The 23,960-nt window shown below is 60.3% G+C and carries 21 protein-coding genes and 1 tRNA gene; 10 read left to right on the forward strand and 12 right to left on the reverse strand.

Annotation, left to right across the window (positions count from 1 at the left end):
- Positions 1-6 precede the first annotated feature (6 nt).
- The 4 genes from CS006_RS02740 to CS006_RS02755 all read right to left on the reverse strand — a co-directional run bounded on the left by CS006_RS02740 (position 7) and on the right by CS006_RS02755 (position 4,626).
- Entirely contained in the window at positions 7-936 is a 930-nt protein-coding gene (locus tag CS006_RS02740; RefSeq protein WP_100510222.1) for a proline iminopeptidase-family hydrolase, read from the reverse strand.
- 22 nt (positions 937-958) lie between these two features.
- A complete protein-coding gene (locus CS006_RS02745) occupies positions 959-1,705 on the reverse strand; it encodes a glutamine amidotransferase (RefSeq protein WP_100510223.1) in 747 nt (248 codons plus the stop codon).
- A 240-nt stretch (positions 1,706-1,945) separates the two neighbouring features.
- Positions 1,946-2,956: a LacI family DNA-binding transcriptional regulator gene (locus CS006_RS02750; RefSeq protein WP_165777191.1), complete on the reverse strand. Its 1,011-nt coding sequence runs from the start codon at positions 2,954-2,956 to the stop codon at positions 1,946-1,948.
- A 425-nt stretch (positions 2,957-3,381) separates the two neighbouring features.
- Positions 3,382-4,626 (reverse strand): nucleotide sugar dehydrogenase, encoded by a 1,245-nt coding sequence (locus CS006_RS02755; protein ID WP_100510225.1) that lies wholly within the window; start codon positions 4,624-4,626, stop codon positions 3,382-3,384.
- A 503-nt stretch (positions 4,627-5,129) separates the two neighbouring features.
- On the opposite strand from CS006_RS02755, the gene CS006_RS02760 reads away from it, so the two are divergent.
- Both CS006_RS02760 and CS006_RS02765 read left to right on the forward strand, forming a co-directional pair.
- Positions 5,130-6,275 (forward strand): PfkB family carbohydrate kinase, encoded by a 1,146-nt coding sequence (locus CS006_RS02760; RefSeq protein WP_100510226.1) that lies wholly within the window; start codon positions 5,130-5,132, stop codon positions 6,273-6,275.
- A 400-nt stretch (positions 6,276-6,675) separates the two neighbouring features.
- Positions 6,676-6,763: transfer RNA gene (locus tag CS006_RS02765), tRNA-Ser, on the forward strand.
- 62 nt (positions 6,764-6,825) lie between these two features.
- Here CS006_RS02765 and CS006_RS02770 read toward each other — a convergent pair.
- The gene (locus CS006_RS02770; protein WP_100510227.1) at positions 6,826-7,704 is read right to left on the reverse strand and encodes a LysR family transcriptional regulator; all 879 of its coding nucleotides are present in this window, start codon (positions 7,702-7,704) and stop codon (positions 6,826-6,828) included.
- A 170-nt stretch (positions 7,705-7,874) separates the two neighbouring features.
- Between CS006_RS02770 and CS006_RS02775 the strand changes: the two genes are divergently transcribed.
- The 5 genes from CS006_RS02775 (at position 7,875) to CS006_RS02795 (ending at position 11,925) form a co-directional block, all read left to right on the forward strand.
- Positions 7,875-8,666, forward strand: a complete 792-nt coding sequence (locus CS006_RS02775; RefSeq protein WP_165777192.1) for an AzlC family ABC transporter permease — start codon at positions 7,875-7,877, stop codon at positions 8,664-8,666.
- Positions 8,666-9,001 (forward strand): branched-chain amino acid transporter permease, encoded by a 336-nt coding sequence (locus tag CS006_RS02780; RefSeq protein ID WP_100510228.1) that lies wholly within the window; start codon positions 8,666-8,668, stop codon positions 8,999-9,001. Before CS006_RS02775 ends, CS006_RS02780 begins: the two co-directional genes overlap by 1 nt.
- A gap of 262 nt (positions 9,002-9,263) precedes the next feature.
- The gene (locus tag CS006_RS02785; protein WP_165777193.1) at positions 9,264-9,635 is read left to right on the forward strand and encodes a DUF488 domain-containing protein; all 372 of its coding nucleotides are present in this window, start codon (positions 9,264-9,266) and stop codon (positions 9,633-9,635) included.
- A gap of 28 nt (positions 9,636-9,663) precedes the next feature.
- Positions 9,664-10,371 (forward strand): aspartate/glutamate racemase family protein, encoded by a 708-nt coding sequence (locus CS006_RS02790; RefSeq protein ID WP_100510229.1) that lies wholly within the window; start codon positions 9,664-9,666, stop codon positions 10,369-10,371.
- A 507-nt stretch (positions 10,372-10,878) separates the two neighbouring features.
- A complete protein-coding gene (locus CS006_RS02795; RefSeq protein ID WP_100510230.1) occupies positions 10,879-11,925 on the forward strand; it encodes a hypothetical protein in 1,047 nt (348 codons plus the stop codon).
- A 246-nt stretch (positions 11,926-12,171) separates the two neighbouring features.
- On the opposite strand, the gene CS006_RS02800 is transcribed toward CS006_RS02795, so the two are convergent.
- Entirely contained in the window at positions 12,172-12,723 is a 552-nt protein-coding gene (locus CS006_RS02800; protein WP_100510231.1) for a DJ-1/PfpI/YhbO family deglycase/protease, read from the reverse strand.
- A gap of 165 nt (positions 12,724-12,888) precedes the next feature.
- On the opposite strand from CS006_RS02800, the gene CS006_RS02805 reads away from it, so the two are divergent.
- Both CS006_RS02805 and CS006_RS02810 read left to right on the forward strand, forming a co-directional pair.
- Complete coding sequence (locus tag CS006_RS02805) at positions 12,889-13,809, forward strand: glycosyltransferase (protein ID WP_243386624.1); 921 nt, start codon at positions 12,889-12,891, stop codon at positions 13,807-13,809.
- Positions 13,810-13,862: 53 nt separating this feature from the next.
- Positions 13,863-14,978, forward strand: coding sequence for a glycosyltransferase (locus tag CS006_RS02810; RefSeq protein ID WP_100510232.1), 1,116 nt, complete (start codon positions 13,863-13,865; stop codon positions 14,976-14,978).
- Here the strand turns inward: CS006_RS02810 and CS006_RS02815 are convergent.
- From CS006_RS02815 to CS006_RS02835, 5 genes are all read right to left on the reverse strand, one after another.
- A complete protein-coding gene (locus CS006_RS02815) occupies positions 14,953-15,738 on the reverse strand; it encodes a DUF4422 domain-containing protein (protein WP_100510233.1) in 786 nt (261 codons plus the stop codon). The two genes, CS006_RS02810 and CS006_RS02815, sit on opposite strands and share 26 nt — an antisense overlap.
- A 63-nt stretch (positions 15,739-15,801) precedes the next feature.
- Positions 15,802-17,892, reverse strand: a complete 2,091-nt coding sequence (locus CS006_RS02820) for a DUF4012 domain-containing protein (protein WP_243386626.1) — start codon at positions 17,890-17,892, stop codon at positions 15,802-15,804.
- A gap of 201 nt (positions 17,893-18,093) precedes the next feature.
- Positions 18,094-19,026: a cation diffusion facilitator family transporter gene (locus CS006_RS02825; RefSeq protein WP_100510235.1), complete on the reverse strand. Its 933-nt coding sequence runs from the start codon at positions 19,024-19,026 to the stop codon at positions 18,094-18,096.
- Between the two features lie 146 nt (positions 19,027-19,172).
- On the reverse strand, positions 19,173-20,333 hold the full coding sequence (locus tag CS006_RS02830; RefSeq protein ID WP_100510236.1) for an ATP-binding cassette domain-containing protein: 1,161 nt from the start codon (positions 20,331-20,333) through the stop codon (positions 19,173-19,175).
- Positions 20,330-21,610: an FtsX-like permease family protein gene (locus CS006_RS02835; protein WP_100510237.1), complete on the reverse strand. Its 1,281-nt coding sequence runs from the start codon at positions 21,608-21,610 to the stop codon at positions 20,330-20,332. Before CS006_RS02835 ends, CS006_RS02830 begins: the two co-directional genes overlap by 4 nt.
- 279 nt (positions 21,611-21,889) lie before the next feature.
- On the opposite strand from CS006_RS02835, the gene CS006_RS02840 reads away from it, so the two are divergent.
- Positions 21,890-22,579 (forward strand): HD domain-containing protein, encoded by a 690-nt coding sequence (locus CS006_RS02840; RefSeq protein WP_100510238.1) that lies wholly within the window; start codon positions 21,890-21,892, stop codon positions 22,577-22,579.
- Between the two features lie 95 nt (positions 22,580-22,674).
- On the opposite strand, the gene CS006_RS02845 is transcribed toward CS006_RS02840, so the two are convergent.
- Complete coding sequence (locus CS006_RS02845; RefSeq protein ID WP_100510239.1) at positions 22,675-23,937, reverse strand: glutamate-cysteine ligase family protein; 1,263 nt, start codon at positions 23,935-23,937, stop codon at positions 22,675-22,677.
- Positions 23,938-23,960: the final 23 nt, after the last annotated feature.

Genomic DNA, 23,960 nt, shown 5'->3' on the forward strand with positions numbered 1-23,960 from the left:
ATGCAGTCAATCGTTACGGGAAAGGAATTGTGAGACGGCACGAAGCGTGGGCTCGGGATTTTCGAGATGCGGCACATGGGATGCGTTGGGAATCCAACATTGTTCCACATCGGGAATGCCGTCGGTGAACGGCTTCACGGTTTCGGCGTCGACCTGATCGTGTTCGCCGGCGAGAATCAGCGTCGGGACGGTGATGCCTGCGGCGTCGCTGCTTCTATCCCAATCATGGAGCGACCCTGTCGCCATGAATTCATATGGACCCCACATGATGTCGTAGGTATGTCCGTCGTTTTCCGATTCGGCGTCGGAAACGGCCAGGCATTCCGGCTTGGGAGAGAAGTCGCCGAGGTGAAGACGATAGTATTCGTCTTTGGCGGCGATGAATTCCGGCGATGTGAAATCGCCGGTCTGGTCGGCCTTGTGCAATGCCTCCTGCTGCTCAGGGCTTTGCAATCCCCAGAGTTTTCGTGCGGTGTGCATCCACAACGGGATGGAGGCCGGCGCACTGGCGATGATCAGCGAGCGAAGGCCATGCCCGATGCCGTCCTGCAGGGCATGTTCCACGGCCAGCATGCCTCCCCACGAATGGCCGAGTACATGGTATTCGGTCAATCCAAGATGCTCAATCAATGCGTGCAATTGGTCCACAAACAAATCGACAGTGAAGAACTCCGCTCCCCTGCGCGGAAAATGAGAGGACCGCGCGCACCCGACCTGATCGTAGTGGATAATCGTCCGTCCCGAATCGGCAAGGCCGGCATATGGCAGCAGATAATCATGACCGGCACCCGGACCACCATGCAGCAATATCAGAGGGGCCTTTCCATCGGATAGGCCTTGCGCGCCAGGGGTCACTCGATACCATGTGCGATATCCGTCGTGCATGAACTCGCCGGTATAGTGTTCCAGCCGCATATATGCATTCGTGTGTGTCATCGCATGCCTCGATTTCCGCCGTTCATTCCTGTGCCAGCCATGTGACGATGTTGTCGAACAGACGCTGGTAACCAGGCCAGTTCATGAACTCCTCCGGTGCCCAGTGAGGCGAGATGTCGGAGGCGAACGCAACGGACCGGCCTTCGCCGAAGGACTTCGCCACCAGCATCGGGCTGCCTTCAACCGTCGCCAACACCTGAGCGTCGGCATCAGCCTCCAACTTCTGATATCCCAGCACGAACGGCCAGATTCGATCCAAACCGTCGGTAATTGGATGTGCAGCATCGGTGAGTTCGGGCTCCACACCCTCCGGGGCCTCCACACGATCATCCCAGTGCGAGATCCTCACCGGAAGCGCTTCTTCGACAGGCGTTCCCGCATAGTTGGCCATACCTTGGAATCCTTGGAACGACAGGTATCCGCCGGCCATAAGCAGTCCGCCTCCGCCACGGACCCACTCCCGAATCAGCTTGAGACGGTTGGGCATACGACGCCCCTCCTCGAAGACCTCGGGCGAGAGCAGCAGCGTGTTGGCACCGACGTCAGACAGAATCAACACGTCATAGGTGTTGAGCTCATCAAGCGTATTGGGAAAATCAGTCGATACATCGTGGGAACGCATATGCGTCACCGCATGGCCTGCATTGCGCAACGCCTTCAGAAGTTTTGCGCAGCCGATATGCACTTGCGTATGGGGGAAATGATCGAAACCCTTGTGGTCGACGACGTCACTCACCCACGATTCCCCAGCCAGTAGTACGTTTGCCAATGCATCCTCCTTCATAAAACGTTGCGCTACGGTGCGCATCGATTACTATGCAGTCTACCCCTAAATTGACGCAACACGCACGTAACATTGTTTTTAATCACGCAATTTCATTGCGCAACGTTTTATCAAAGACATATCGCGTCATAATGACGCAAAGAGAAATCCGAAAGCCGATCCGGCACCATCAGCACACGCCGCTATGGTCCCGCAATCATCAAAGCGGACCATATGGCGACATATTCACGCACGCGGAGCGGCCACGGATTCACGAATGGTCAGCGAAAGCGGCAGCTTGACATTCGCGCCTTTCGACATTGAAGAGCCGACACCAGCCTCGCCCTGCGTCAGCAAACCGATTGCACAATCCGCCATGTCCTCGACCGGCTGAACCAACGTCGTCAGACTCGGACGCAGCCATTTGCCGATATCGATGCCATCGCAGCCGATAATCGACAAATCCTCCGGAATACGGATGCCATACTGGCGGCACACCGAAAGCACACCGATTGCCACGATGTCCGAACCGGCGAACACCGCCGTCGGTCGGTCGTCATGCTGCAGCAGATACGGAAAGACGCTCGCACCGTATTCCTCGGTATACGGCCCCGAGTACAGCAACGATGAGTCGAACGGAATGCCGGCGTTCTCCAATGCGGCCCTATATCCCCGCAAACGCTCTGACGCCGTGCTTAACATGGCCGGACCGGAAATATGGGCGATGCGGCGATGGCCCAGTGAGATCAGGTACGACGTCGCCTGATAGGCACCGGCAAAATTATCCACGGTCACCGTATTGGGATGGGACAAGGCCGGGATGGTCACATCCTCGTCGAGCAGCACAAGCTTGGTCGGAATCGAAGCAAGATGATTCAACGCACGATTCGTGCGATGCATGCCGGCATAGATCAGCCCATCAAAGCGACCGGAATTCACCACATGCTCCACGAGCCTGAGCTCATGGCTCGCCTGCCGCCCCGAAACCATGACCTCAAGAATCCGCCCCTCGGCCTGCGCACTGGCGGCAAGAGCAGCACTCAATGCGGAGTAGAACGGATTGGTGAGTTCAGGCACAATCAGCGCAATCGTATCGCTTTCGGGAACCTGTGCCGACAAATCGTAACCGAGCGACTGTGCGGCCTGCTGAATCTTCGTGGCGGTTTCGGCCTTGATGCTCAGATGCCCCTTGACATAGCGGGAGACGGTCGAAGGAGAGACCCCCGCCTTCTTCGCAACCTGGGTAAGAGACGCCACCGCTGAACCTCGCTTGTCGATTCTTCCACTTCCACCATGACGTTGCGCAACGTCATGCAATCACCGATATACAGAATACGTCACGGCATATGACACAGAATGGCAAACCCTTTTATTCCCGGCAAAGAAATCGCCATCATGGCAATGGATTGCGTTGCACAACGACGATAACGCAATCCAATCCATGAGCGCTTGGCTCGAATTGATGGATTCCGATGCATAATCTCAAAAATGCAACGCAGTCCATCGGAAAATAGATATGCAAGAATCGAAAACGTTGGAATTGCAACGTTTCTTAAATCCGCGCCATTACATGACGAAGGACAGGACCGCAAAAATCAGGAAAATACGGTCCCGTCCTTCGTAATCAATCGAAATCAACGCCAATCAAACGCGACTGACACGACTGATGGAACTAATCGCTACTAGTCGCGCTTGAAGAGGTCGCGGGTGTAGACCTTGTCCTCAACGTCGGCGAGGTCGGCGTTCCAGCGGTTAGCGACGATGACGTCGGCGCGCTGCTTGAAGGACTCGAGGTCGTGGGTGACCTCGCTGCCGAAGAAGTCGGGGTCGTTGAGCGTGGGCTCGTAGACGACGACTTCGATGCCGCGGGATTTGATACGCTTCATCACGCCCTGGATGGCGGACTGGCGGAAGTTGTCGGAACCGGACTTCATGGTCAGGCGGTACACGCCGACGACCGGCTTCTTCACGCCCTTGACTCGCTCCTCGATCTCGGTGGCGATGAAGTCCTTGCGCGTGCGGTTGGCGTCGACGATCGCGCCGATGAGGTTCTGCGGCACGTCGGAGTAGTTGGCGAGCAGCTGCTTGGTGTCCTTCGGCAGGCAGTAGCCGCCGTAGCCGAAGCTCGGGTTGTTGTAGTCGTTGCGGATGCGCGGATCGAGGCACACGCCGTCGATGATCTCGCGGGTGGACAGGCCGCGGCTTTCGGCGTAGGTGTCGAGCTCGTTGAAGTAGGCGACGCGCAGCGCCAGGTACGTGTTGGCGAACAGCTTGATGGCCTCGGCCTCGGTGGTGCCGACCACGAGCTCCGGAATGCCCTTGGAGCCGTCGGGGTTGACGCGCTCGGACTCGCCTTCGGCGGCGCCCTGTGCAAGCAGGCTCACGAACTTCTTCGCGGCCTCGACGGCCTCCGGATCGTCCTGCGGGGCGCCGGCGACGATGCGCGACGGATGCAGGTTGTCGTAGAGGGCGTGGCCTTCACGCAGGAACTCCGGGGAGAAGAGGATGCGCTTGTCGCCGAGCTTCTCACGCAGCTGCTGCGTGTAGCCCACCGGAATCGTGGACTTGATGATGATCCACGCCGTCGGATCAACCTCGCGGATGGCGGCGATGGCGGCCTCGACGCTGGACGTGTCGAAATAGTTCTTCTGCGGATCGTAGTTCGTCGGCGTGGCGACGACGGCGAACTCGGCGCCCGTGTACGCCTGCTTGGCGTCGAGCGTGGCGGTGAAGTTCAGCGGACGCTCGCCCGAGGTGTTGCCGTCCAGGAACTCCGTGATCTCCTTGTCGACGATCGGGCTCTTGCCATTATTGAGCAGCTCGACCTTCTCGGGGACGATATCGAGCGCGTGCACCTCATTGTGCTGCGACAGCAGCAGCGCCACGGACAGGCCGACATAGCCGGTTCCGGCAACGGCAATCTTCATTGCAAAACCTTTCTTGAACACATTCCGGCCCTCGCGGCCGAACGAAGGACGTCCGGCGAAGGCCCACTTTTGCCATGATAGTAGTGCAAGGCACAAGAGGCGAGCGCAAACCGTCCTTTGTCCGCGTACGGCATTTGTTGATGAACGATGCTTGGCGAGCGTTGATGAACATTGGCGAGCGGCGCTTCGGCAATCCGCCACAATCGTCCGTGATGTTGATTGACTTCGTTACCCCCGAAGGTAGAATCAAAACAGGCGAAGGAAATCAATAGGACACGTCATACAGTTTGTTTTCTCTCCCCCGATTCCGCTGAATTCCGGCGACGAACGCCGGGAATCATTGGATTTTCGCGGCCGCGCAACGATGCGGGAACGGCACGCGGGAATCGATGCACGCGGAATCGTCGAGTCTGAACGATCTTGTGATGCCAATGAACCGACGACGGGAAAGGAAGCCACAATCCATCACACCGCCCGAGCCTGAATGATCCGAAGGAGGAATCATGTCCCATCCGAACGCAGCCGATGCCGGCTCAGTGATCTCGCTGAGCGAGATCTTCGTCAACATCAACATGGGGGTGAATGCAATCCCCCATCCGGGCGGGTACGCGTATGCAGGCCGGCACAACATCGAGGTCGGCGGCGGATTCGCGTTGCTCAAGGCCGCGAGCCGTATGGGCGTGCGGGCGGAGCATGCGGGAATCGTGGGCAACGGCACATGGGGGTCCATAATCCGCGACGCGATGGCGCTTGAGGGAATCACGCACACCGGGCTGGACCGCCTGGACGAGGATTCCGGCTTCCGCGTGCTGCTCAGCGACGGTGGAAGCCGCAAGACGCTGATCGCCACGTTCGGCGCCGAAGCGCATGGCAACGCCGATGCATTCGACATGATTCATCCGAAATCGCATGACGTGGTGCATATCAGCGGCAATACGCTGACGAACCGCACGGCGAGCGCCGTGTATGCGTTCCTGCGTCGCGAGGACGAGCACTGGAGCGACTATTCGCTCGGACGCTCTTCCGAGGGCCTCGGCACCGCCGTGGACGCGGAAGACGGAGGCTCGGCGGAGGCAGGCGGCAGCGGCCCCAACCGGTCTCGTCGGTATCAGATGGTGTTCAACCCCACGGGCGCGCTGATGCAGCATGTGAACGAGGCGCTGCTGGAGACGCTGGTGCTCGACAGACCCATCTGGTCGTGCAACAAGCAGGAGGCGCGCATCATCGCGCATCGTCTGGGCGCGGCCATCACCGAGCCGGAGCCGATCACGGTGAACGGCAACACGGATGCGGCGATGCCGGAATTGTGCAGGCTGCTGGGCGAGATTCTCAAGGCACCGCTGATCATCCGCACCGGAGCGACCGGGGCATGGGTGTGGGAACCGGATGCTGACGGCGGCACCGACACCGAGCCGGTCCACGTGCCGGGTCATGTGGTGAAGGCGGTGCATATGCAGTCGGCGGGCAGCTGCCATACGGGCGCGCTGTGCGCGATGCTGGCGCGCGGTGCGTCGCTGGTGGAGGCCGTGCGCATCGCCAATGCGGCGTCGGCGCTGGCGGTGGAGCGCGCCGGCGAGAATCTCGGCGGCGACCCCGAATGCCCGAACTACGACGAGGCGCAGGAGCTCGCGAATCGCGAGCTGCGGTAGTTGAACTGTCGCACGCGGCAGCTGCCACGTGCGATAGCGGCCACGTGCAATAGCCATCGCATACGGTATCTGCCACGTATGGCACGTCGCATATGGTAGCCGTCGCGCACGGTCGCCGTCGCACCGCTTCTGCCGTTCTTCGTTCACTCTTTGGGTCTATGCCTAAAGAGTGAACGGAGAACGCACAATATCGCGCGTACATGTCCGCAAGGTCTGCGGCTCCCGTCGAATCCTCGTTCATTCGAACAGAACGCCGTTCATTCTTTGCGAGTCTTCAAAAAGAGTGGACCTCTCTCTTCCCGTGCGACACGCCGAAGACACGCCACGTTGGCATTTCGCAAATCGCATGCTATTCTTTTCGAGTTGCCTGAATTCGTCGGTTACGACGTTTCTGTGCAGTGGAGGATTCGCCTAGTGGTCTATGGCGCACGCTTGGAAAGCGTGTTGGGTGCAAGCCCTCACGAGTTCGAATCTCGTATCCTCCGCCATCGCCCTTTTCCCACCCAAAGGAAAAGGGCTTTTTCATACCATCCTCCGAACCCGGACCAATTCAGGGCAATGCGTCGATGTTGCTTCGCAGATGTTCGATGAATCGTCTGGCCGCGAGGGGGAGTCTGTCGCGGTCGGCGTAGGCGATGGCGATGGTGCGTTCCACGGGAGGGTCGGTGGGGCGCAGAACGAGCCGGTAGTTGGTGCTGGTGCGGTGGAGGATGAGTTCGGCGAGGATGCTGAAGCCCAATCCGGCCTCAATCATGGTCATGATCGAGTAGTCGTCGTGGATGCGCAGTCGCACATTCGGTTTGAGTCCGATCGACGCAAACGCCTCCAACGGCTCGGAATAATGGCCCTCCTCCAGCAGAATCATGGGTTCCTTGGCGAGCGCGGCCAACGGCACCCGGTCGAGTACAGCGAGCGAATGGCCTTGGGGCAAGACGGCGAGCATGGAGCCCCGTTTGATGGCGATGGTCCGCACGTCGCGCGCGGCGGCGGGGTTGATGAACCCGAAGTCGATGGTGCCGTTGTGGATCCATTCCTGGATGGTGGTGTAGTCGCCTTGATGCAGGACGAACCGCACGTTCGGATAACGTTGCTGGAATCCGCTGATGAGCCTGGGCAGCCAGTGGGCGGAGATGCTGGCGATGGTGCCCATGCGAATCACACCGACATCAAGGCCGAGGATTTCGTCGGCCCGTTCGCGGATGCGCAGACCGTCCTCCACATAGCGTTCGATGAGCGGGTAGAGCTGGCGCCCCTCCTCGGTGAGCGTGCATCCGCCGCGCTGCCGGTTGAGCAGGATGACGTCGAGCTCCTTTTCCAGCGAGGCGATCATCTGGCTGACGGCTGATTGGCTGCATCGCAGTTCGTCGGCGGCCGCGGAGAAGCTGCCATATTCGACGATGTGCTGCAGGGCGAGATATCGGTTGTCCATAGTTGTTCATCATAGACGTTGCATAAGCATCGCTCATGTGTCCATTAGCGGATTTGATTGTACTTATCGTATATGTCCGCCATACGATGGCCGCCATCGGATACGTCCAGCGCAGTTGGATTGTTCGACACATGCACGGGAACATCAATGAAGGAAAGGATCTCCCCGATATGACGTTGTTGCGTACGACGTTCCGGACCGCATTGCCGCCCACGCTGCCGATCGCCGCGGGTTTTCTGTTTTTCGGCGGATCCTACGGACTGCTCATGCATGCCAAGGGATTCCCGATTGTGTATCCGCTAGCCATGGGCTACGTCATTTTCGCCGGGTCGATGGAATTCGTCACCGTGAATCTGCTGCTGTCCCCGTTCGCCCCGTGGGCCGCGTTCCTGTTGGCAATCATGGTCAACGCGCGTCATCTGTTCTACGGCCTGTCTATGTTGGACAAATTCCGCGGACTGGGCTGGAAGAAACCGTACCTGATCTTCACGATGATCGACGAGACGTTCGCCATCGATTCCAGCGTCCACATTCCGACATCTGTCGACCGAGGATGGTTCATGATGTTCGTCTCGGCGCTTTGCCGTTCCTACTGGTTTGGCGGAATAGCCGTGGGCTGGCTGGCCGGCGGCGTGCTGCCGTTCGACACCAAGGGCATCGAGTTCGTGCTCGCCGCCTTGTTCCTGTCGATTCTTCTTGAGCAGTGGGATGACGATCGGAATCGGAAGGGAGCCGGCAGAAGCCGCTCGCACTCGGCGATTGTGAATTTCGTGGATTCGGCGTGGCCCCATGTGCCCGCGTTGGTCGGGCTGCTGGTGCCTACGACTTGTCTGATGCTGTTCGGCCCGGATCGGTTCATGATTCCGGCCATGGTACTGATGCTGGTGGCATTCCTGATATTGCGTACGAGATTGGAAGACGTGGACGATGAGCACGGCATCCAGAATGGGGAGGAACAATGATGGCTATGACCACGTGGCAGGCCGTTGCGACCATCGCGGCGGTCTCGCTGGGCACCATGCTTACTCGATTCCTGCCGTTCGTGCTGTTCCCTGATTCGCGTCACCCACCCAGGACGGTGACCTACCTCGGCGGGGTGCTGCCGCATGCGATGACCGGTCTGCTGGTGGTATACGCGCTTAAGGACGTGTCGCCGTTTTCCGGATTCCACGGGATACCCGAGGCGATCGCAATCCTTGTGATCGTGTTGCTGCACCGGTGGCGTCACAGCATGCTGGTGTCCGTCGCCGGCGGAACCATCATGTATATGGTGCTCGTCCAGCTGGTGTTCGTCTGACGAGCTTGGATTTCCTGCTTCGTTGGGGGTCATGACGACGGACATCCGGAATCAACAGTAAGAAATGTTCTCCATCGGCACCATTCTGCCCGACCGATGGCGACGACAACGATGAGCAGACCCCAGCCAATTAGTGGATGGCAACCGCGTCCGTCATATAGAGCATATGGAGCGACGGCCTTGGAACCATGAACGACGGGACCGGTTTTCGAACGTCCCGCATCGATTGACTTGCCCGCCCCGCAGTCCGATGATGGTGGGCATGAGCATCATGGTGAAACGTATCTATGACGAGCCGGAACCCGATGACGGCTGCAGGATTCTGGTGGACCGGCTGTGGCCGCGCGGCATGAGCCGGGAACGCACCGCCCTTGACCTGTGGCTAAAGGACATCGCGCCGTCGCCCGGACTGCGCAAATGGTTCGGACACGATCCGGCGCGCTTTGCGGAGTTCGCCGAACGGTACCGTGAGGAACTGGACGCCAACGTAGAGACGGTCGCGTCTCTGCGCGACATCATCATGACCCATGAAACCGTCACGCTCCTGTATGCGGCCAAGAATCCGCTGGCCAATCACGCGGTCGTCCTACGCGACTACATGGCCGGCGACACGGGAATCATCAAGTCACGCTGAAGTGTAAGGGCACGGGAAGGAATCGACCATGAGGAAGTTGGGACTGATCGGCGGGACCGGGCCGGAATCCACGATCATCTACTACAAGGAGATCACCGACGGGGTGCGCAGGCGCTTGGGGCGCGACCGGTTCCCTCATCTGAGCATCGAGAGCCTGGATGTGTTCGAGGTGCTGGACTTCTGCAGACGCGCAGACTATGACGGGCTCGCCGATTACCTGACCCATGGAATCGCCAATCTCGCCGCCGCGGGGGCCGAGTTCGCCGCGTTCACGGGCATCACGCCGCATGTGGTGTTCGACGAGGTGGCACGATGCTCGCCCATCCCGATCATCAGCATGCTGGACACGTCCTGCCAGTACGCGGTTGACCGGCATTACGATCGAGTCGCCCTGATGGGCACCGGTCCGACCATGGACGGCGATTTCTTCCAGCGGCCGTTCCAGGCGCATGGCATCGACGTCGTCACACCGGACGATGAGGACAAGCGGTACATAGCCAAGGCAATCGAAACGGAATTGGAATACGGCATCGTCAGACCGGCGACCCGGAAGGCGCTGCGAGACATCGCCGCTCGCCTGGCCGAACGGGAGCATGCCGAGGCGATCGTGCTGGGCTGCACGGAACTGCCATTGGCGTTCGACGGCATCGGCCTGCCGGTGGACATCATGGACGTCATGCGCATCCACATCAACGCCCTCATCGACCACATCTGCGACCACCCCTGCGACCAATGATGAACTGAGGCCTTGTATCACAATGCCCGCCCACCCGCGCGTGGAAAGTCCTACCTCACCCTGAACAAGAGCGATCTCCGCAAGTGCCCACCCACCCGCGCGTGGAAAGTCCATCCGTTTCGGTCGTCACCGAGAAGCCGGCAGCTAACGACCTCGTCTAGAGTCAACGGCTCAGCCGCGCGACCAGAGCTCCATCCGCATCCCACAGGCGTTCCCATCATCCCGATTGAACGGCAAGGTGCCATGTTCCATCTCTTCGGCCACCGCCTCACAACGCTCTTGGGATTTCGCTCCGCCACCAAGGTTCCAGCTTCGGCTGGGACCTTTTTTCGTATTTCAGTGCGTTCTTCATCACAGTTGTGGTATCGTCTGGACGTATGCGATAAATTTCGCTTCGAACATTCGTTTGTTCATGTCGATCAGATACCTAGGGAATAGTGTATCCACGCTCATTCCACGACATCTGGGCAGTAATAACCGACAACAAACGAATGGAGTATCGCATTCATGCCGATGAATGATATCCGAACGACCGATATCAATCTCTCTTCCCTCTCCGAACTTCTGCGGGCCAGCTCCCGTACCATCGACGTGGCCGACACCGGTGCGGGCCTCGTCATCACCGACAATCGCGCCGTATATCTCAAGACCTACGTGGGAACGAACGGCATCGTCCGCTCCCGTTGGGAGTACCCCCAGCCCGACAAGCGCGGACACGTCCGCGGACTCCGCGACCACGACACCGCAACCGTGGCGACGTTCACGGACCGTTGCGTGGAACTGCCGCCGTTCGTTCTGACCGGCGACAGTTCCCATCAGGCCATACGGCTCCGACTGCATCTCAACCGTCAGACGAACCGCTTCGCACCGCACCAGGTGCACACCGCACTGCGGTTGCCGCAGCTCGCTGCCTCGTCCGACGTCCGCTACGACGTCTGGCGTTCCTATCATCGACTTATGCAGAACATCATCGACGACGGCGACACCGACGCCGTGTTCAGCGGTGCCATTGGCCGAGATTTGCAACTGCTCATGGACGCCATAGCCTCCCCCACCGGACTGGCGCTCATCGCTGCACTCGTCATCGACGAGGTGGAGCGCACGAAGCCCGACATCAACAAAACCGAACAGGACCACCAGCTGCGTTACGTCGTCGAAGATCTCGACTACAGCGGCGCCGACGATGCCGGGCAGCTCGCCGAACTGCTCGACACGGCGGCAGAGCTTATCGCCGGAGTGCGGGTTCGTCCCGACTTCGCTCGCGTCCGCGCCATGCGTGACCTGCTGACCGGCATCGTCAACCGGCTGCCCGAAAACGCTCTGGCGGACGCCGGATTCACGCGCGGCATGGCCGGTCACGTGCTCATCCTCATCAGCTGGTGGCTCGGCTCCGACCTTTCGCGACTGGCCGACGCGGCGCTGCGTTTGGAGATGCTCACCGAAGCGCAGCTGACGGCCGCAGGCACGTCGGCCGGCGTTGGGCTCAAGCCGGTCGGCGGTTCGTCGGTCTGCACACGGGCGGTGCGCAACGGCCGCCCCGGCTGGAAGCGGTAGGCGGGAGTACCGTACCCACCGTGTACGGGTCGGGTTTATCGCACGCATGCGCAAGACCCGACCCACACGACTTCCTCGTGGCGGGTTATGCGCACCCGTACGTAATAACCGCCACTGCACAACGCCCAACGGCGGTTATTACGCACGCATACGCAAAACCCGACACTGAAGGCTATCTAGCGTCGGGTTTATCGCATACTTGCGCAAAACCCGCCGCTAACGGGGACAAAACGGCCACACAAACCGCTACTCCCCCAGCGTCTGCTTGATGGCGTCGATGAACGCGTCCAGGTCGTCGGGCTTGCGCGAGGTAATCAGTCGCCAGCCGTTGGCGTCGTCCACATGAACTTCCTCGTCGACGTGCTTGCCGCCGGCGTTTTCGATGTCGGCCGCGATGTAGCGGCAGCTGGTCAGCGTCTTGCCGGGCAGCAGCTCGGCGTTCACCAGCAGCCACGGACCATGGCAGATCGCGGCGATCGGCTTGCCGGCGGCGGCGAACGCCTTAGCCAGCGCGATGGCCGCCGGGTTCACGCGCAGACGGTCCACGTTGGTGGTGCCGCCGGGCACGACGAGCAGGTCGTAGTCATCGGCCGAAACCGCGTCATACGTGGTGTCCGGAGTCACGGTCTCGCCTTCGAAGCGGTCGTGCTGCACGGTCTCCACCGGGTCGGCGGTCAATGCGGCCAGTGTCACTGCGGCCCCGGCCTCGCGCAGCTCGCGCAACGGCCGCGTCATCTCCGTCTCCTCGATACCCCAGTTCTGCGTGATGATCAGCACTTTTGCAGCGGCAATCGGCATGGTATCCCCTTTCAGCGAAGGTTTGACTACGGAATCCAGAATAATCCACGCAATGAGCATCAATCCCGACGAACCCCCACAACGGCCTCAGGTTTCTCCCAGCGACTGCGGTAATATTGCTGTTACGTTAGCGACGAAATGAACACACATAAGGTGAGGCAGGTTATGACATCCGACAATCGGGATACGTTCTCGGACCCCTCGCCATTCTCATTGCTGATGTCCGTGTATCATGGCGATTCGCTGCACAATCTGCAGAGGGCGGTGCAATCCAACACCATCGACCAGACGCTGCCGCCGAATCAGGTGGTCATCGTCCGCGATGGACCGGTCGATACGGAAATTCAGCAGTATCTCGATACTCTTCAGACTTCAATGCACGAGGCCTTTCAATCGCGGGACCTTCCCGCTCCGGAGGTCGTCGTTGTACCGCTGCCCAACAACGGCGGTCTCGCCCATGCGTTGAATGTCGGTCTGCAGCACTGCTCGCACGAGCTTATCGCTCGGGCCGATAGCGATGACATCTCCCTGCCGCGCCGTTTCGAAACCATGATTCCCTGCATCGACTCCGCAACCGCCGTCTCTCCAAACAGCACCTACGATGTGGCCGGCAGTGCAATCCAGGAGTTTCACGGCGACGAACTGCGTCGTGGAATCATACGACGAATCCCTGCCGGAGGAGCGGAACTACGTAGGTATGCCACGCTTCAATCGCCGTTGAACCACCCCAGTGTGGTCTTCCGCAAGAGCGCCGTGCTGCGGGTCGGCGGCTATCCCGAAGGCGTGGGACGTTTTGAAGACTATCTGTTGTGGGAACAGCTGCTGCTACATAACTACCGCATACGCAACCTTGCCGTTCCCCTCGTTCTCTACAGAGTGGACGAAGGCGCATATGAACGTCGCGGCGGCTGGCGCATGCTCATTGCGGAAATTCGTCTGCAACGACGGTTCCTACACGACAGGTTCATCACCCCGGCGCAGTTCCTGCGCAATGTGCTCATAAGGGCCGTATATCGACTGGTGCCTTCATCAATCCGTACAGCCGGCTACCGACTGCTGAAAAAGCAGAAGCAGAGACTTGCATAAATCCGGTAAGCCGCGAACATCGGAGCACACCAACGCACTCGGAGGAGCACCCCATGCACAGAATCCTGCATATCGTCCCGCAGTTCCAACCGGGAGATGGCATCAGCAGCGTGGTGATGAACTACGCGAAGTCGGTCGACCATACGCGTTTCGTCTTCGATGTCATCACACATCGTGTGGATCATCCAGCCTACGTCGACGCGATACGGAATCTGGGAGGAACGGTTCACGTACTTCCGGGATTCTCACCGAAGGCCCTGCCGCAACTTAACCGCTGGATACGAGATTTCTTCGCCCAGAATCGGAAAGACTACGACACCGTTCACTGCCATATGTCGAACGCCGCCTTCCTGTATCTGCGGGAGGCCAAACGCGCCGGGATACCCGTGCGCATACTGCACAGCCATCAGACCAAATACGCGGATACATTCAGTCATGCGGTGCGCAACGTGCCTCTCATCGCATGGGGTAAGCGGTATGCGAACGTCAATATCGCCTGTTCTCAGCAGGCGGGTGCGTTTCTGTTCGGGAAGCATCCGTTCATTCTGCTTCCCAACGCGGTCGATACGCAGCGATTCGCCTTCAATGCCGCCACTCGTGATGAATTCCGCGCGAACATGCATCTTACCGATGGCAACCGTTTGTACGGCAACGTGGGAAGACTGGCCATACAGAAGAACCAGGGATTTCTGTTGAATGCCTTCCGGCTCGTCCATGAACGGGATGATTCCGCTCGATTGCTGATCATCGGCGAGGGACCATTGAAAGCGGAGCTGCATGCCAAGGCACAGGAACTCGGCATCGTGGATGCCGTGATATGGGTCGATAATACCTCTCGGCCAGACGGGTACTACAACGCCATGGATGTTTTCCTGCTGCCATCCTTGCATGAGGGGCTGCCGGTGAGTCTGGTGGAGGCGCAGTGTTCCGGGCTGCCCTGTCTGATCGCCGAGGACATCGATAAGCAGTCTCTGATTCTGCCCGATGTGCAGCAGTTGCCAATCGACCATGCAATGGTATGGGCGCAACGGATGCTAGAGACCAAGGACACTCCGAGAGACGAACGCGCTCAGGGCCAATCGGCCGTATCCGAAGCAGGGTTCGACATGCTCAGGCAGGCGAAAACACTGGAAACGATTTATCTCAGCCACGCAGCTTCCGCCAGATAGTCAGGCCGAGGGTGAACAGTGAGCTCTTCAACGCCTTCATCGTCCCTATGACGAGCATGTTGTAGGGAAGATAGGCAATACGATAGTCCTTGGCGTGTCTGATCAACCAGACATTGAACAGCCGTTCGGCGATGAAACCGACGAGACGCTTGTTGTAATCATCGTATTGCGACGTGTCAATGGATTCGTATGCGTAGTCCAGCAGTGGCATCACCCAGGTCATGTAGGCGTCCAGAACGTCGCGCCTCGCCGCCAGCATGTTGCAGTAGATAGTCGTGCGTGAGCCCATGGCCTCGTCATACGCCGGGATATAGTCCGGTTCATGCTCGGCGATATAGGCCCGCATGAGGTCCATATCCTTGATATGGTGCATACGCTCATACGTCGCCCGCACCGTCTCGTGGTAGGTGATCGGCTGACCGACGACGATATCGTGACTGTCGAGTATCGCATTGATGTCCTGCAGGCCCATAATCGCCTTGAGCGAGCATTGCCAGGGCTTACGGAAGAAGTACCGGCGATACTGCACCAATCCGACGCGAGACGCATCGATATTCTTCCAAATCCAATACAGCACGCTGATTTCGCAGTATGAGGGATTGCGCTCGGAGATGTTGTCCCCGGTGTCATCGGTCAGTTCGGCGAAATGAGGATGCAGGGCCGCTCCGGCCTGGACCATCTCGTATCCATCGGGCATGGCCCATTCCACGGGCTTATGCGCGGAGACGAACATGCGAAGCTCAGTGCCATGCTGCACCATCGGCGTCGGTCACCTCTTTCTTATGAAGACTGGAAAATCGATGGCTGGAGCGAGATTCCTCGCTCAGCCCATCATCTTGCGAATATCGACAGGGCAGGAAAGATTGTCCTTCAACGACTTCAGCGACGACAGCGGGTCGGAATCCGACGAGGAGTCGCTCTTCGAAGAGCCACTCTTCGAAGAGCCGGTGCCGGACGATGCCGGCGAAGAAGACGAGGACGAGGCAGAAGACGAGGACTGACTGGGGGTCGCCGACTGCGTCTGATCCTGGGACTGCTGCGTATCAGTGGACGATGCGGCGCAATTATCCGTCACCGCACCATTCGAACCGGTCTGGATGCCCTTTTCATTGGCAATCGGCGTATTGACGATGTCCAGAGCCTTCGTCGCGGTCTTCGGGACACGAACCGTGTAAGCCACTGTCACGGACTTACCGGCCTCGACGGGAATCTTGACGGAAACGAAATGACGCTTGTTCATCATCATGCTGCCGCCGTACTCGCCGTGATTGAAGGCGATGGACGTGATCTCGCCGTTGGTCGGCGCCATGATGAACATGCGGTAGCTCATGGTCCCCGGATCGTCCTTGCCGGTCACGAACTTAGGAAGGTCCTTGACCTGCTTGGCGGTCAGCGTGTTCTTCATGGTGAACTCGACCGTGTATTCGTCACCCAGGTCGCTGGTGCTTATGGCTCCGATGGCGGTGGAACGCGGGGCATAATCGACCTTGTCGGAAATACGGTCCTTCGACGCCGCCTCAGTGCCATCGCACGACCGCGTGACCTTGATCTCGCTCTGCATATACCAGTCGAGCTTGCTGGCCTGGGTCTCATTGAGATACACGCCGCTGACCGGCGTCGTCTCATCGCCGGGCAGTTCGCCGGCGGCGTTTTCGTTAATCAGACCCGTCTGGACCATCGCATCGAATTCATCCTGCTTCTGCATCCAAATCTTCAGATGCGACGACGACGTGGTATCGCGGAGCGCCTTGAGCAACGACGACAGATTCGACGGCTTCGCATTCTGCAGAATATGGTTCATCACCAGTTTCGCAGCCTTGCTCACGTATGCGTTCTGATCGTTGAACTTCGGATGCTCGATGTACAAATCCTTTTCGAAGAACCTCACCGTGTTCTCACCGGTCAGAACCTTGCCGTCCTCAAGCGTGACATCGCCGGTGGCCCCGACCATGGACTGCAGAAATACAGGATCGACCATGATGACGCCGGCCACATTCTGCTTCTTGTTCTTGGCGTCCTGATACTGCCAAAGATTCTTGAAGGTCACGGCGGCACGAGGATAGTTGGGGTTGACCGTGGTCGTCTGCGGCCAATTCCAGACCTGCATGCCGTACAGTTGCGCCTCTTCCACGCCCTGATCATCAAAAGCCTTGGGGGGATTCTGGAAGCCGCCGGTGGTATCGAAATCACCGATGGTTACCATGCCCTTGTTGGCTGTCACTGCCGTATAGGTGCCGACCATACCTCCGGCGGAACGAATCTCCGCAGGATTCTGAACGGCGACGAGATACGTGCGCTCGCCGTTCTCGCCGAGCAGCTCCGGGAAGAGATTCACCAGCTCGTCATAACTGTCGAGCATATTGTCCACGGCCTCCAGGCCGTTGGTGCCCGCATCGATGGCCGATGCCACCTGATGAATCTTCGGCTGCTTCAGCGCCTTGAGCGTCTTGGTCTCCTGCTGGATGTCGGCACGTGCCTGATGCACGATCTTTGGCATGGTCGACAGCGCGCTCAAGTCTACGGTTTTGTCCTGCATGGAGAAGCCCGACAGGCTCTTGGAGAGATTCATCATATCGGTGAACGGACCGTCGACCAGATTGTTCATGGACTGCAGCATCGTGCGAGCCGCGGTGATGTCGTTGCCGTAGGCGGTGTGGTCGCGAATGAACGTCCACTGCGGCTTGTTGAGTTCGTCGTTAAGCTTTCGGGACGAATCCACCAGATCATCGGCGGAGTCGCTCAAACTCTTCTTGCTCCCGCACCCCAGCGCGGCGTTGGCGAGGTTTTCGGCGGCGGTCATCATGCGGTTGGCCTCGTGGTACATCTTCAGCGCCGAGACGCCGTAGACGCCGGCGATGGCGAGGATGAACCCGAGGAACACCATGACGACGCTGAGCGCCACGCGCTTGGGCATCGACTTCTTCCGCAGACTCCGATGGCCTTTGGGAGTGCTATGACGGGGAGTTGTCGACATAAATGGACCTCACGTACTCGTTTGACCTCGTGGCTTGGCGTGCGGTCTCACCGCACATACAGGGTCATATGGTACAACCGCAAGCTTAAAACGATTCCAGGAGCCTTCGGAACCGCCACATTTCTTTACGTTATGGCACGCCTATTTGTGGAACACCCCGTCGCGGATGTTCTTGTATCCCTCGGGTTCGATCTGGAACGTGGAGTGTTCCACGGAGACGGGGAAATGGTCGCGCACGCAGGTCTGCAGCGCGGTGAGGATGCCCTCGTAGTCGCCGATGGTGTCGGCGTCGACCACCACGTGGGCGCTCAGCGTCGGCATGCCGGTGGCCACGGTGTTGGCGTGCAGGTCGTGCACCTCCACCACGTGGCTGACGTTCTCCAGATGCTCGCGTACTTCGGTGAGGTCGAGTCCTTCCGGGGTCTCCTCCAGCAGCACGCGCATGCTGGAATGCAGGAGCTTGCCGGCGCGTGGAATCATCAGGACGGCGATGACGAGGCCGGCCACGGAGTCGAAGTTGTTCCAGCCGGTCGTCATGACGAGCACGGCGGAGATGACGACGGCCACCGAGCCGAGCGCGTCGTTGGCCACTTCGAGGAACGCGGCCCTCATGTTCATATTGGCCGCGCGGTCGGTCATGAGGATGGACAGCGAACCGAGGTTCGCGGCCAGACCGAGGATGCCGAAGAACAGCAGCAGAGCCGGGTCCTGCACCTCCTCGCCGCCGCTGGACAGTCGGCTTATCGCCTCGACCAGCGCATACAGCCCGACGAACAGCAGGGCGATGGCGCCGCCGGCGGCGGTGATGACCTCGAGCCGCGCCCATCCCCAGGTGCGTTCGGCGTTGGGCTTGCGGCGGATGAGGATGGCGGTGACGGTCGATGCCGTGAGCACCGAGATGTCGGTGAGCATATGGCCGGCGTCGACGAGCAGCGCCAGACTGCCGGTGAGTACGGCGCCGATGACTTCGGCGATGAACACCGTGCCGGTCAGGCCGAGTGTGGCGATGAGTCGACGCGAATGACGTGGGTCGTTCACGTCGCCCGCCGTATGCGCATGGTTGTGTTCGGTCATGCTTCACCTCCACTGACATACTACGATGCCGTCCGACCCAACGGAGGGCGGACGGCATCGTTTGCAATCCAGATCGGACCGCACAATTGGACCATACGATCGGACCATGCGATCAGCCGGCAACGCCGGTCGTCGCAAGCGCCTCGCTACAGCGCGAACATGTGGTCGGCCGATTCGGCGAGCGCCTTGTCGCCGGTGATGATGATGACGCAGTGGTCGTCGCGCTTGGGCAGTCGGCGCAGCAGCTTCATGATCTCGTGGCTGGCCTGTTCGCCCAGCTGGCCGGTCGGCTCGTCGATGACGATCACGTTCGCCTCGCAGATGAGCGCACGGGCGATGGCCGCCTTGCGGCGTTCCACTTCGAGCAGGTCGCGTACGGGCTTGTCGTTCTTCTCTTCGGGGAAGCCGACGGTCTCCAGCATTTCGGCGGCGAGGATCGGCTTGGCCTTGAGGAAGTTGCGGCCCGACGCCTCCATGGTGAGCACGAGGTTCTGCACGGCGCTCAGGTCGGGGCGCAATGCGTAGCGCTGCGGGATGAGTCCCATGAAGTGTCCGCGGTATTCGGCGGGCGTCAGTTCGTTGAGCTCCTGGCTTTTGAACATCACCTTGCCGGAGGTCGGGGCCATAAGGCCGGAAAGCAGGCCTCCGATGGCCACATGCTCGGCCTCGGACTGCGCCCAGATGGCGTAGAGGCGACGGGCATGGAATTCCATGTTGGCGTCGTGGATCACGTCGCCGCCCTTGGAATCGGGGGCGTAGGAGGCGTGCTTGAGCGCCAGCACCGGGTAGCTGCGGAACGCGAAGTCGCCGCCGGCGCCGAGCTCGCTGTCGATGTGCGAGGCCGCATGCTCGGCCTCGACCACCTCGACGGGAGCTGCGGGCTCTGCATCGGAATCGTCGGAAACGCCGTCAACGACCTCGTCGCCATCGGCGTTTGCAACGGCCTCGGCGGCCTCGGCTGACTCAGCCGTATCGGAACCGTCGTCGGCATGTTCTGCCGCAACGCCATCCGCGGTGTCGGCGGCGTCCGTGGTTGCCGTGTCGTCGGACGCCGCGGCTTTCTCGGCCGCCTTGGCGACGCCGGCGGCCGCCGATTCGGCGGCGATGGATTCGACGTCCGCAGCGTCGGCCCCGGCATCCGCATCGGAGGCGTTCATGTCGTCGGCGCCCGTCAACGTGACCGTTTCCACGGCGTCGTCGTAGACGATGTCGAACTTGGGGAACGTCGTGGCTGCGTCGGCGATATCGTCGGCTCCTGCGATCTTCTTGTCGTCGTTCTTGTCGTCAATGTTCTTGTCGTCGCTCATCGTGCCTCCTCCATTCGTGTGGCCAGAATCGACTGCGGGCGGATCATCGCGGAGCGGATCTCGCAGACGATGATCGTGGCGAGCAGCGCGCCAAGTCCGATCCACACCATCGTCCAGATGACGTCGGCGTTCGGCGCGGCGTTGGCCGCGGTCGCCAGCCTGTTCGAGATCGGCGATGCGGAGAATGCTCCGGCGACCGTGCCGATGATCCATCCGAGCAGCATCGGCATCATCGCCTCGAGTGCGAACTGCCAGCCGACGCGGCCGCTTGATATGCCGATGACGCGCAGGAATCCGGCGTCCTCGAGGCGCAGACGCGACGATGTGGCCGACCATACGAGCAGCAGCGCGACGACGGCGCCGACGACGAACAGCGCGATGACGGCCGGCCTGGTCTTGGCGGCCAGCTGCTTCAGCGGCTCGATCTTGGCGTTGTAGTCGTCGATGGTGGCGGATGCGATGATGAAGTCCTTGCTCAGACCGGCCTTGCGCACGCCCTTTTCGAACTTCGAGAAGTCGGCGGGGCTGTTCAGCACCATCGACACGTCGAGGTCGTTTTCGGTGGATTCGGAGCCGGTGGATGCGAGGCCGAGCATGCTCAGCGTGTAGGCGCTGGCGTAGATGGTGTTGTCGGGGTCGATGCCGGTGGCGTCGGCGTCGACGTCCTCCTCGTTCTCGTAGATTCCGGTGATGACCATGGACTGCGTGTAGCTGGCGTCCTTGGGATTGGTGATCTTCAGGGTGTCGCCGGCCTTGAGCTTGTTGGCGTCGGCGAGCGCCTTGGGCACGAGCAGGGTGCCGGCGGTGTCTTCGGCGTAGGAGATGTTCTTGCCGCTGACGATGGTGAACTTGCCGTTGATGGCGGCTCCGGCGGCCGTGGCGTCGGAGAAGCCGGTCATGGCGAGGGTGGCGCCGCTTTTCGTGGCCTTCACGCCGTTGATGCTGATCTTCGCGGTCTCGGCGGAGTAGGCGTTGGCGATGGATACGCCGGAACGCTGCACGTAGTCGGAGTATTGGGCCCAGGAGAGGTGGTATTTCGTCCAGTCGACCTTGCTGATGTCGCCGCCGTACTTCTTGATGATGCGGGCGCGGTCGGCGCGGAAGGTGACGGCCGGGTTCAGGTCGTTGTATGTGGTGGTGGTCGCGACGGTGTTGGCGTTGAGGATCGAGAGGCCGACCACCGAACCGAATGACACCGCGATGGCGGTAAGAGCCAGCAATGCGGTGCGCGCCTTGTGGCGGCCCATTGCGGACCATGCGTTCTTGAGAACGAACATGCGTTACTTCTCCAGTCCAACTGTTGGTGGACGGGGCCGGCGGGCGCAAGGTGCCACGGCCCCGTGCGAATCACTATGCACATAGTATGTGCGTGTTTGCTTGTTCCTTTCTAGGCTACTCCTGAGAGAAATCTGAAAGATCGCCCATATCGCGAGGCGGCTAGCCGGCAGCGGAAGCCGACTGTGGATGCAGGCATGATAACGAACATCACATATGGATGGCCGCGAATCACTCCTTTTACGGCCGTCGGCGGGCCGCCGCGGCCGTAAGATGACAGTATGATTCCTAATTTTGATGAGATCGATGAACTGCATCGCAAGTACGCGCCGTCGCAGGAGGCGTACGAGCTGGTCTACCGTCATTGCATGATCGTGGCGAACATGGCCCGTGAGATCTGCCGCCGTCAGAACAATCTGTTCGTGCAGCGCTGCACGCTCGGCGACGACATGATTCGCCAGTACACGACGCGAATCCCCCCGCGTCTGCTGAACACCGACAAGACCGTGGTCGGCGCGCTGCTGCACGACATCGGCACGTATTCGGTGATCGACAACGACGGTTCGAACGGCGAGCCGGTGAGTTTCGACCGCGACCGCTACATCCTGCACGGTCTGGCCGGCTACGACCTGCTCAAGGCCGAGGGCGTGGACGAGGAGATCGCCGAGTTCTGCCGCAACCACACGGGCGTGGGCATCACGAAGGAGATGGTGGAGAAGCAGCATCTGCCGCTGCCGCCGGCCAACTACACGCCGAAGAACCTCGAGCAGGAGGTGGTGATGTATGCCGACAACTTCAACAGCAAGTCGGAACCGCCGCGTTTCGTGACCGCGGCGAAGGCCATCAAGCGCTGCGCCAAGTTCGGCAAGGAGAACGAGCAGAAGATGCGCGACCTCGTCGGCATCTACGGCGAGCCGAAGGGCCTGAAGGAGATGGCCGAGCAGTACCACATGGTGCTCGTCGATGCCTGATGTCTGATATCGGACATCGACAATGAGGAAGGCCGGTACGATTTCCGTACCGGCCTTCCTCGTTTCCGTATCGTTTGACAGTTCCCGAACGTTCCCTATGCCTGGAAGAAGTCGGGGCGCAGCGGGTCGCCGGGCTCGTTGTCGAGCGTGCCTTCGGCGTGGAGGAACTCGCGCCAGAAGTCGAGGCTCTGGCCGTACGGGTGCGCGTCGGCGCCGTGGGCCTGCAGATCGGCCTTGGCCTCGCGCACGTCGAGGTTCGTCAGTCCGTCGAAGTACGAGAGCAGGCCCTCGAATTCGCTCTTCGTGTAGAACAGGTTCGACACGATCTCCGTGAGCCGCTGGGCGCGGGCGATCGGCAGCGAATCCCAGGAGCGCAGCTCCACGAAGTTCTTCAGGCGCACGTCGTTGAAGTGCGTGGAGATGATGTGGTTGATCTCCGCCTGGTTGAGCTCGCGGTCGGGGTAGAGCGTGGCGGCGTCGTCATACGGAGCGGAGAACACCGGACGGTCGCCCGTGTATTCCGGCGTGTGCGAGAGGTCGGCGATGAACACCGGCGTGGTCAGCACGTCGACGGCATAGTGCTCCCAATCATAGTTGTCGTCGTAGAGGCCCCACAGCTGGCCGGTGCGCTGCGGGTCGATCCAGTCCCACATCTCCTGGCGCAGCAGCGGATACGGGTTGGGCTCCTTCTCGAAGTTCGGCGTATTGCGGAAGAACCATGCGAGGATCGGCCCGATGGCGGTGCCGATGCGCAGCTTGTCGATGGCGTCCTGCTCGCTGAAGTAGTCGATGCTCACCTGCGTGGAGGCGGAGGCGCGCATCATGCAGAAGCCGAATCGTGCGATGCGGCCGAAGTACTTCTGCATCGCGTAGTAGCGATGCTTGGGGATGATCTCGATCTCCTTGTACGAGGTGTCCGGCTGATAGCCGAAGTTCACGAGGCGGATGCCGAACTTGTCGAGGATCGGGTCGAGGTCGCGGCGGAACTCGGAGTACAGGGCGTCGAGGTCGTCGGCGTGTTTGAGCACGCCGAGCGAGCACTCGATCTGGCCGCCGGGTTCGAGCGAGACCGAGATGCCAGGCTTGCCGAGGCCGAGCAGGTGGCCGTCCTCGTAGTATTCGTTGGCGGGATCGTAGTACTGCGTCAGCGCCTGCAGCACGTTGCGGATGCCGTGCGGTTCGGCGTAGGTGACGGCCTTGCCGGTGTCCTTGCGGATGGGGAGGTGCTCGATCTCCACGCCGAAGCCGTAATGGTCCGGCTGCTTGATGCCGGATTCGAAGAACTTGACCAGGCTCTCCACGTGCTTGGGATTGGCCGTGGTGCTCTGGTGAGCGAAATCAAAGGCTCGTATCGTCATGGTGTAGAGCGTACTGCAAATCG

Origin of the sequence: Bifidobacterium primatium, from assembly GCF_002802875.1 — a bacterium.
Taxonomy (GTDB): Bacteria; Actinomycetota; Actinomycetes; order Actinomycetales; family Bifidobacteriaceae; genus Galliscardovia; species Galliscardovia primatium.

Bases quoted from the DNA above. Each gene is read 5' to 3' on its own strand.
- CS006_RS02810 (WP_100510232.1), top strand. From the start codon at position 13,863: ATGCACAGAATCCTGCATATCGTCCCGCAGTTCCAACCGGGAGATGGC.
- CS006_RS02840 (WP_100510238.1), top strand. From the start codon at position 21,890: ATGATTCCTAATTTTGATGAGATCGATGAACTGCATCGCAAGTACGCG.
- CS006_RS02820 (WP_243386626.1), bottom strand. From the start codon at position 17,892: ATGCCCAAGCGCGTGGCGCTCAGCGTCGTCATGGTGTTCCTCGGGTTC.
- CS006_RS02825 (WP_100510235.1), bottom strand. From the start codon at position 19,026: ATGACCGAACACAACCATGCGCATACGGCGGGCGACGTGAACGACCCA.
- CS006_RS02775 (WP_165777192.1), top strand. From the start codon at position 7,875: ATGACGTTGTTGCGTACGACGTTCCGGACCGCATTGCCGCCCACGCTG.
- CS006_RS02790 (WP_100510229.1), top strand. From the start codon at position 9,664: ATGAGGAAGTTGGGACTGATCGGCGGGACCGGGCCGGAATCCACGATC.
- CS006_RS02770 (WP_100510227.1), bottom strand. From the start codon at position 7,704: ATGGACAACCGATATCTCGCCCTGCAGCACATCGTCGAATATGGCAGC.
- CS006_RS02780 (WP_100510228.1), top strand. From the start codon at position 8,666: ATGGCTATGACCACGTGGCAGGCCGTTGCGACCATCGCGGCGGTCTCG.
- CS006_RS02845 (WP_100510239.1), bottom strand. From the start codon at position 23,937: ATGACGATACGAGCCTTTGATTTCGCTCACCAGAGCACCACGGCCAAT.
- CS006_RS02755 (WP_100510225.1), bottom strand. From the start codon at position 4,626: ATGAAGATTGCCGTTGCCGGAACCGGCTATGTCGGCCTGTCCGTGGCG.
- CS006_RS02805 (WP_243386624.1), top strand. From the start codon at position 12,889: ATGACATCCGACAATCGGGATACGTTCTCGGACCCCTCGCCATTCTCA.
- CS006_RS02785 (WP_165777193.1), top strand. From the start codon at position 9,264: ATGAGCATCATGGTGAAACGTATCTATGACGAGCCGGAACCCGATGAC.
- CS006_RS02795 (WP_100510230.1), top strand. From the start codon at position 10,879: ATGCCGATGAATGATATCCGAACGACCGATATCAATCTCTCTTCCCTC.
- CS006_RS02815 (WP_100510233.1), bottom strand. From the start codon at position 15,738: ATGGTGCAGCATGGCACTGAGCTTCGCATGTTCGTCTCCGCGCATAAG.
- CS006_RS02835 (WP_100510237.1), bottom strand. From the start codon at position 21,610: ATGTTCGTTCTCAAGAACGCATGGTCCGCAATGGGCCGCCACAAGGCG.
- CS006_RS02740 (WP_100510222.1), bottom strand. From the start codon at position 936: ATGACACACACGAATGCATATATGCGGCTGGAACACTATACCGGCGAG.
- CS006_RS02830 (WP_100510236.1), bottom strand. From the start codon at position 20,333: ATGAGCGACGACAAGAACATTGACGACAAGAACGACGACAAGAAGATC.
- CS006_RS02800 (WP_100510231.1), bottom strand. From the start codon at position 12,723: ATGCCGATTGCCGCTGCAAAAGTGCTGATCATCACGCAGAACTGGGGT.
- CS006_RS02760 (WP_100510226.1), top strand. From the start codon at position 5,130: ATGTCCCATCCGAACGCAGCCGATGCCGGCTCAGTGATCTCGCTGAGC.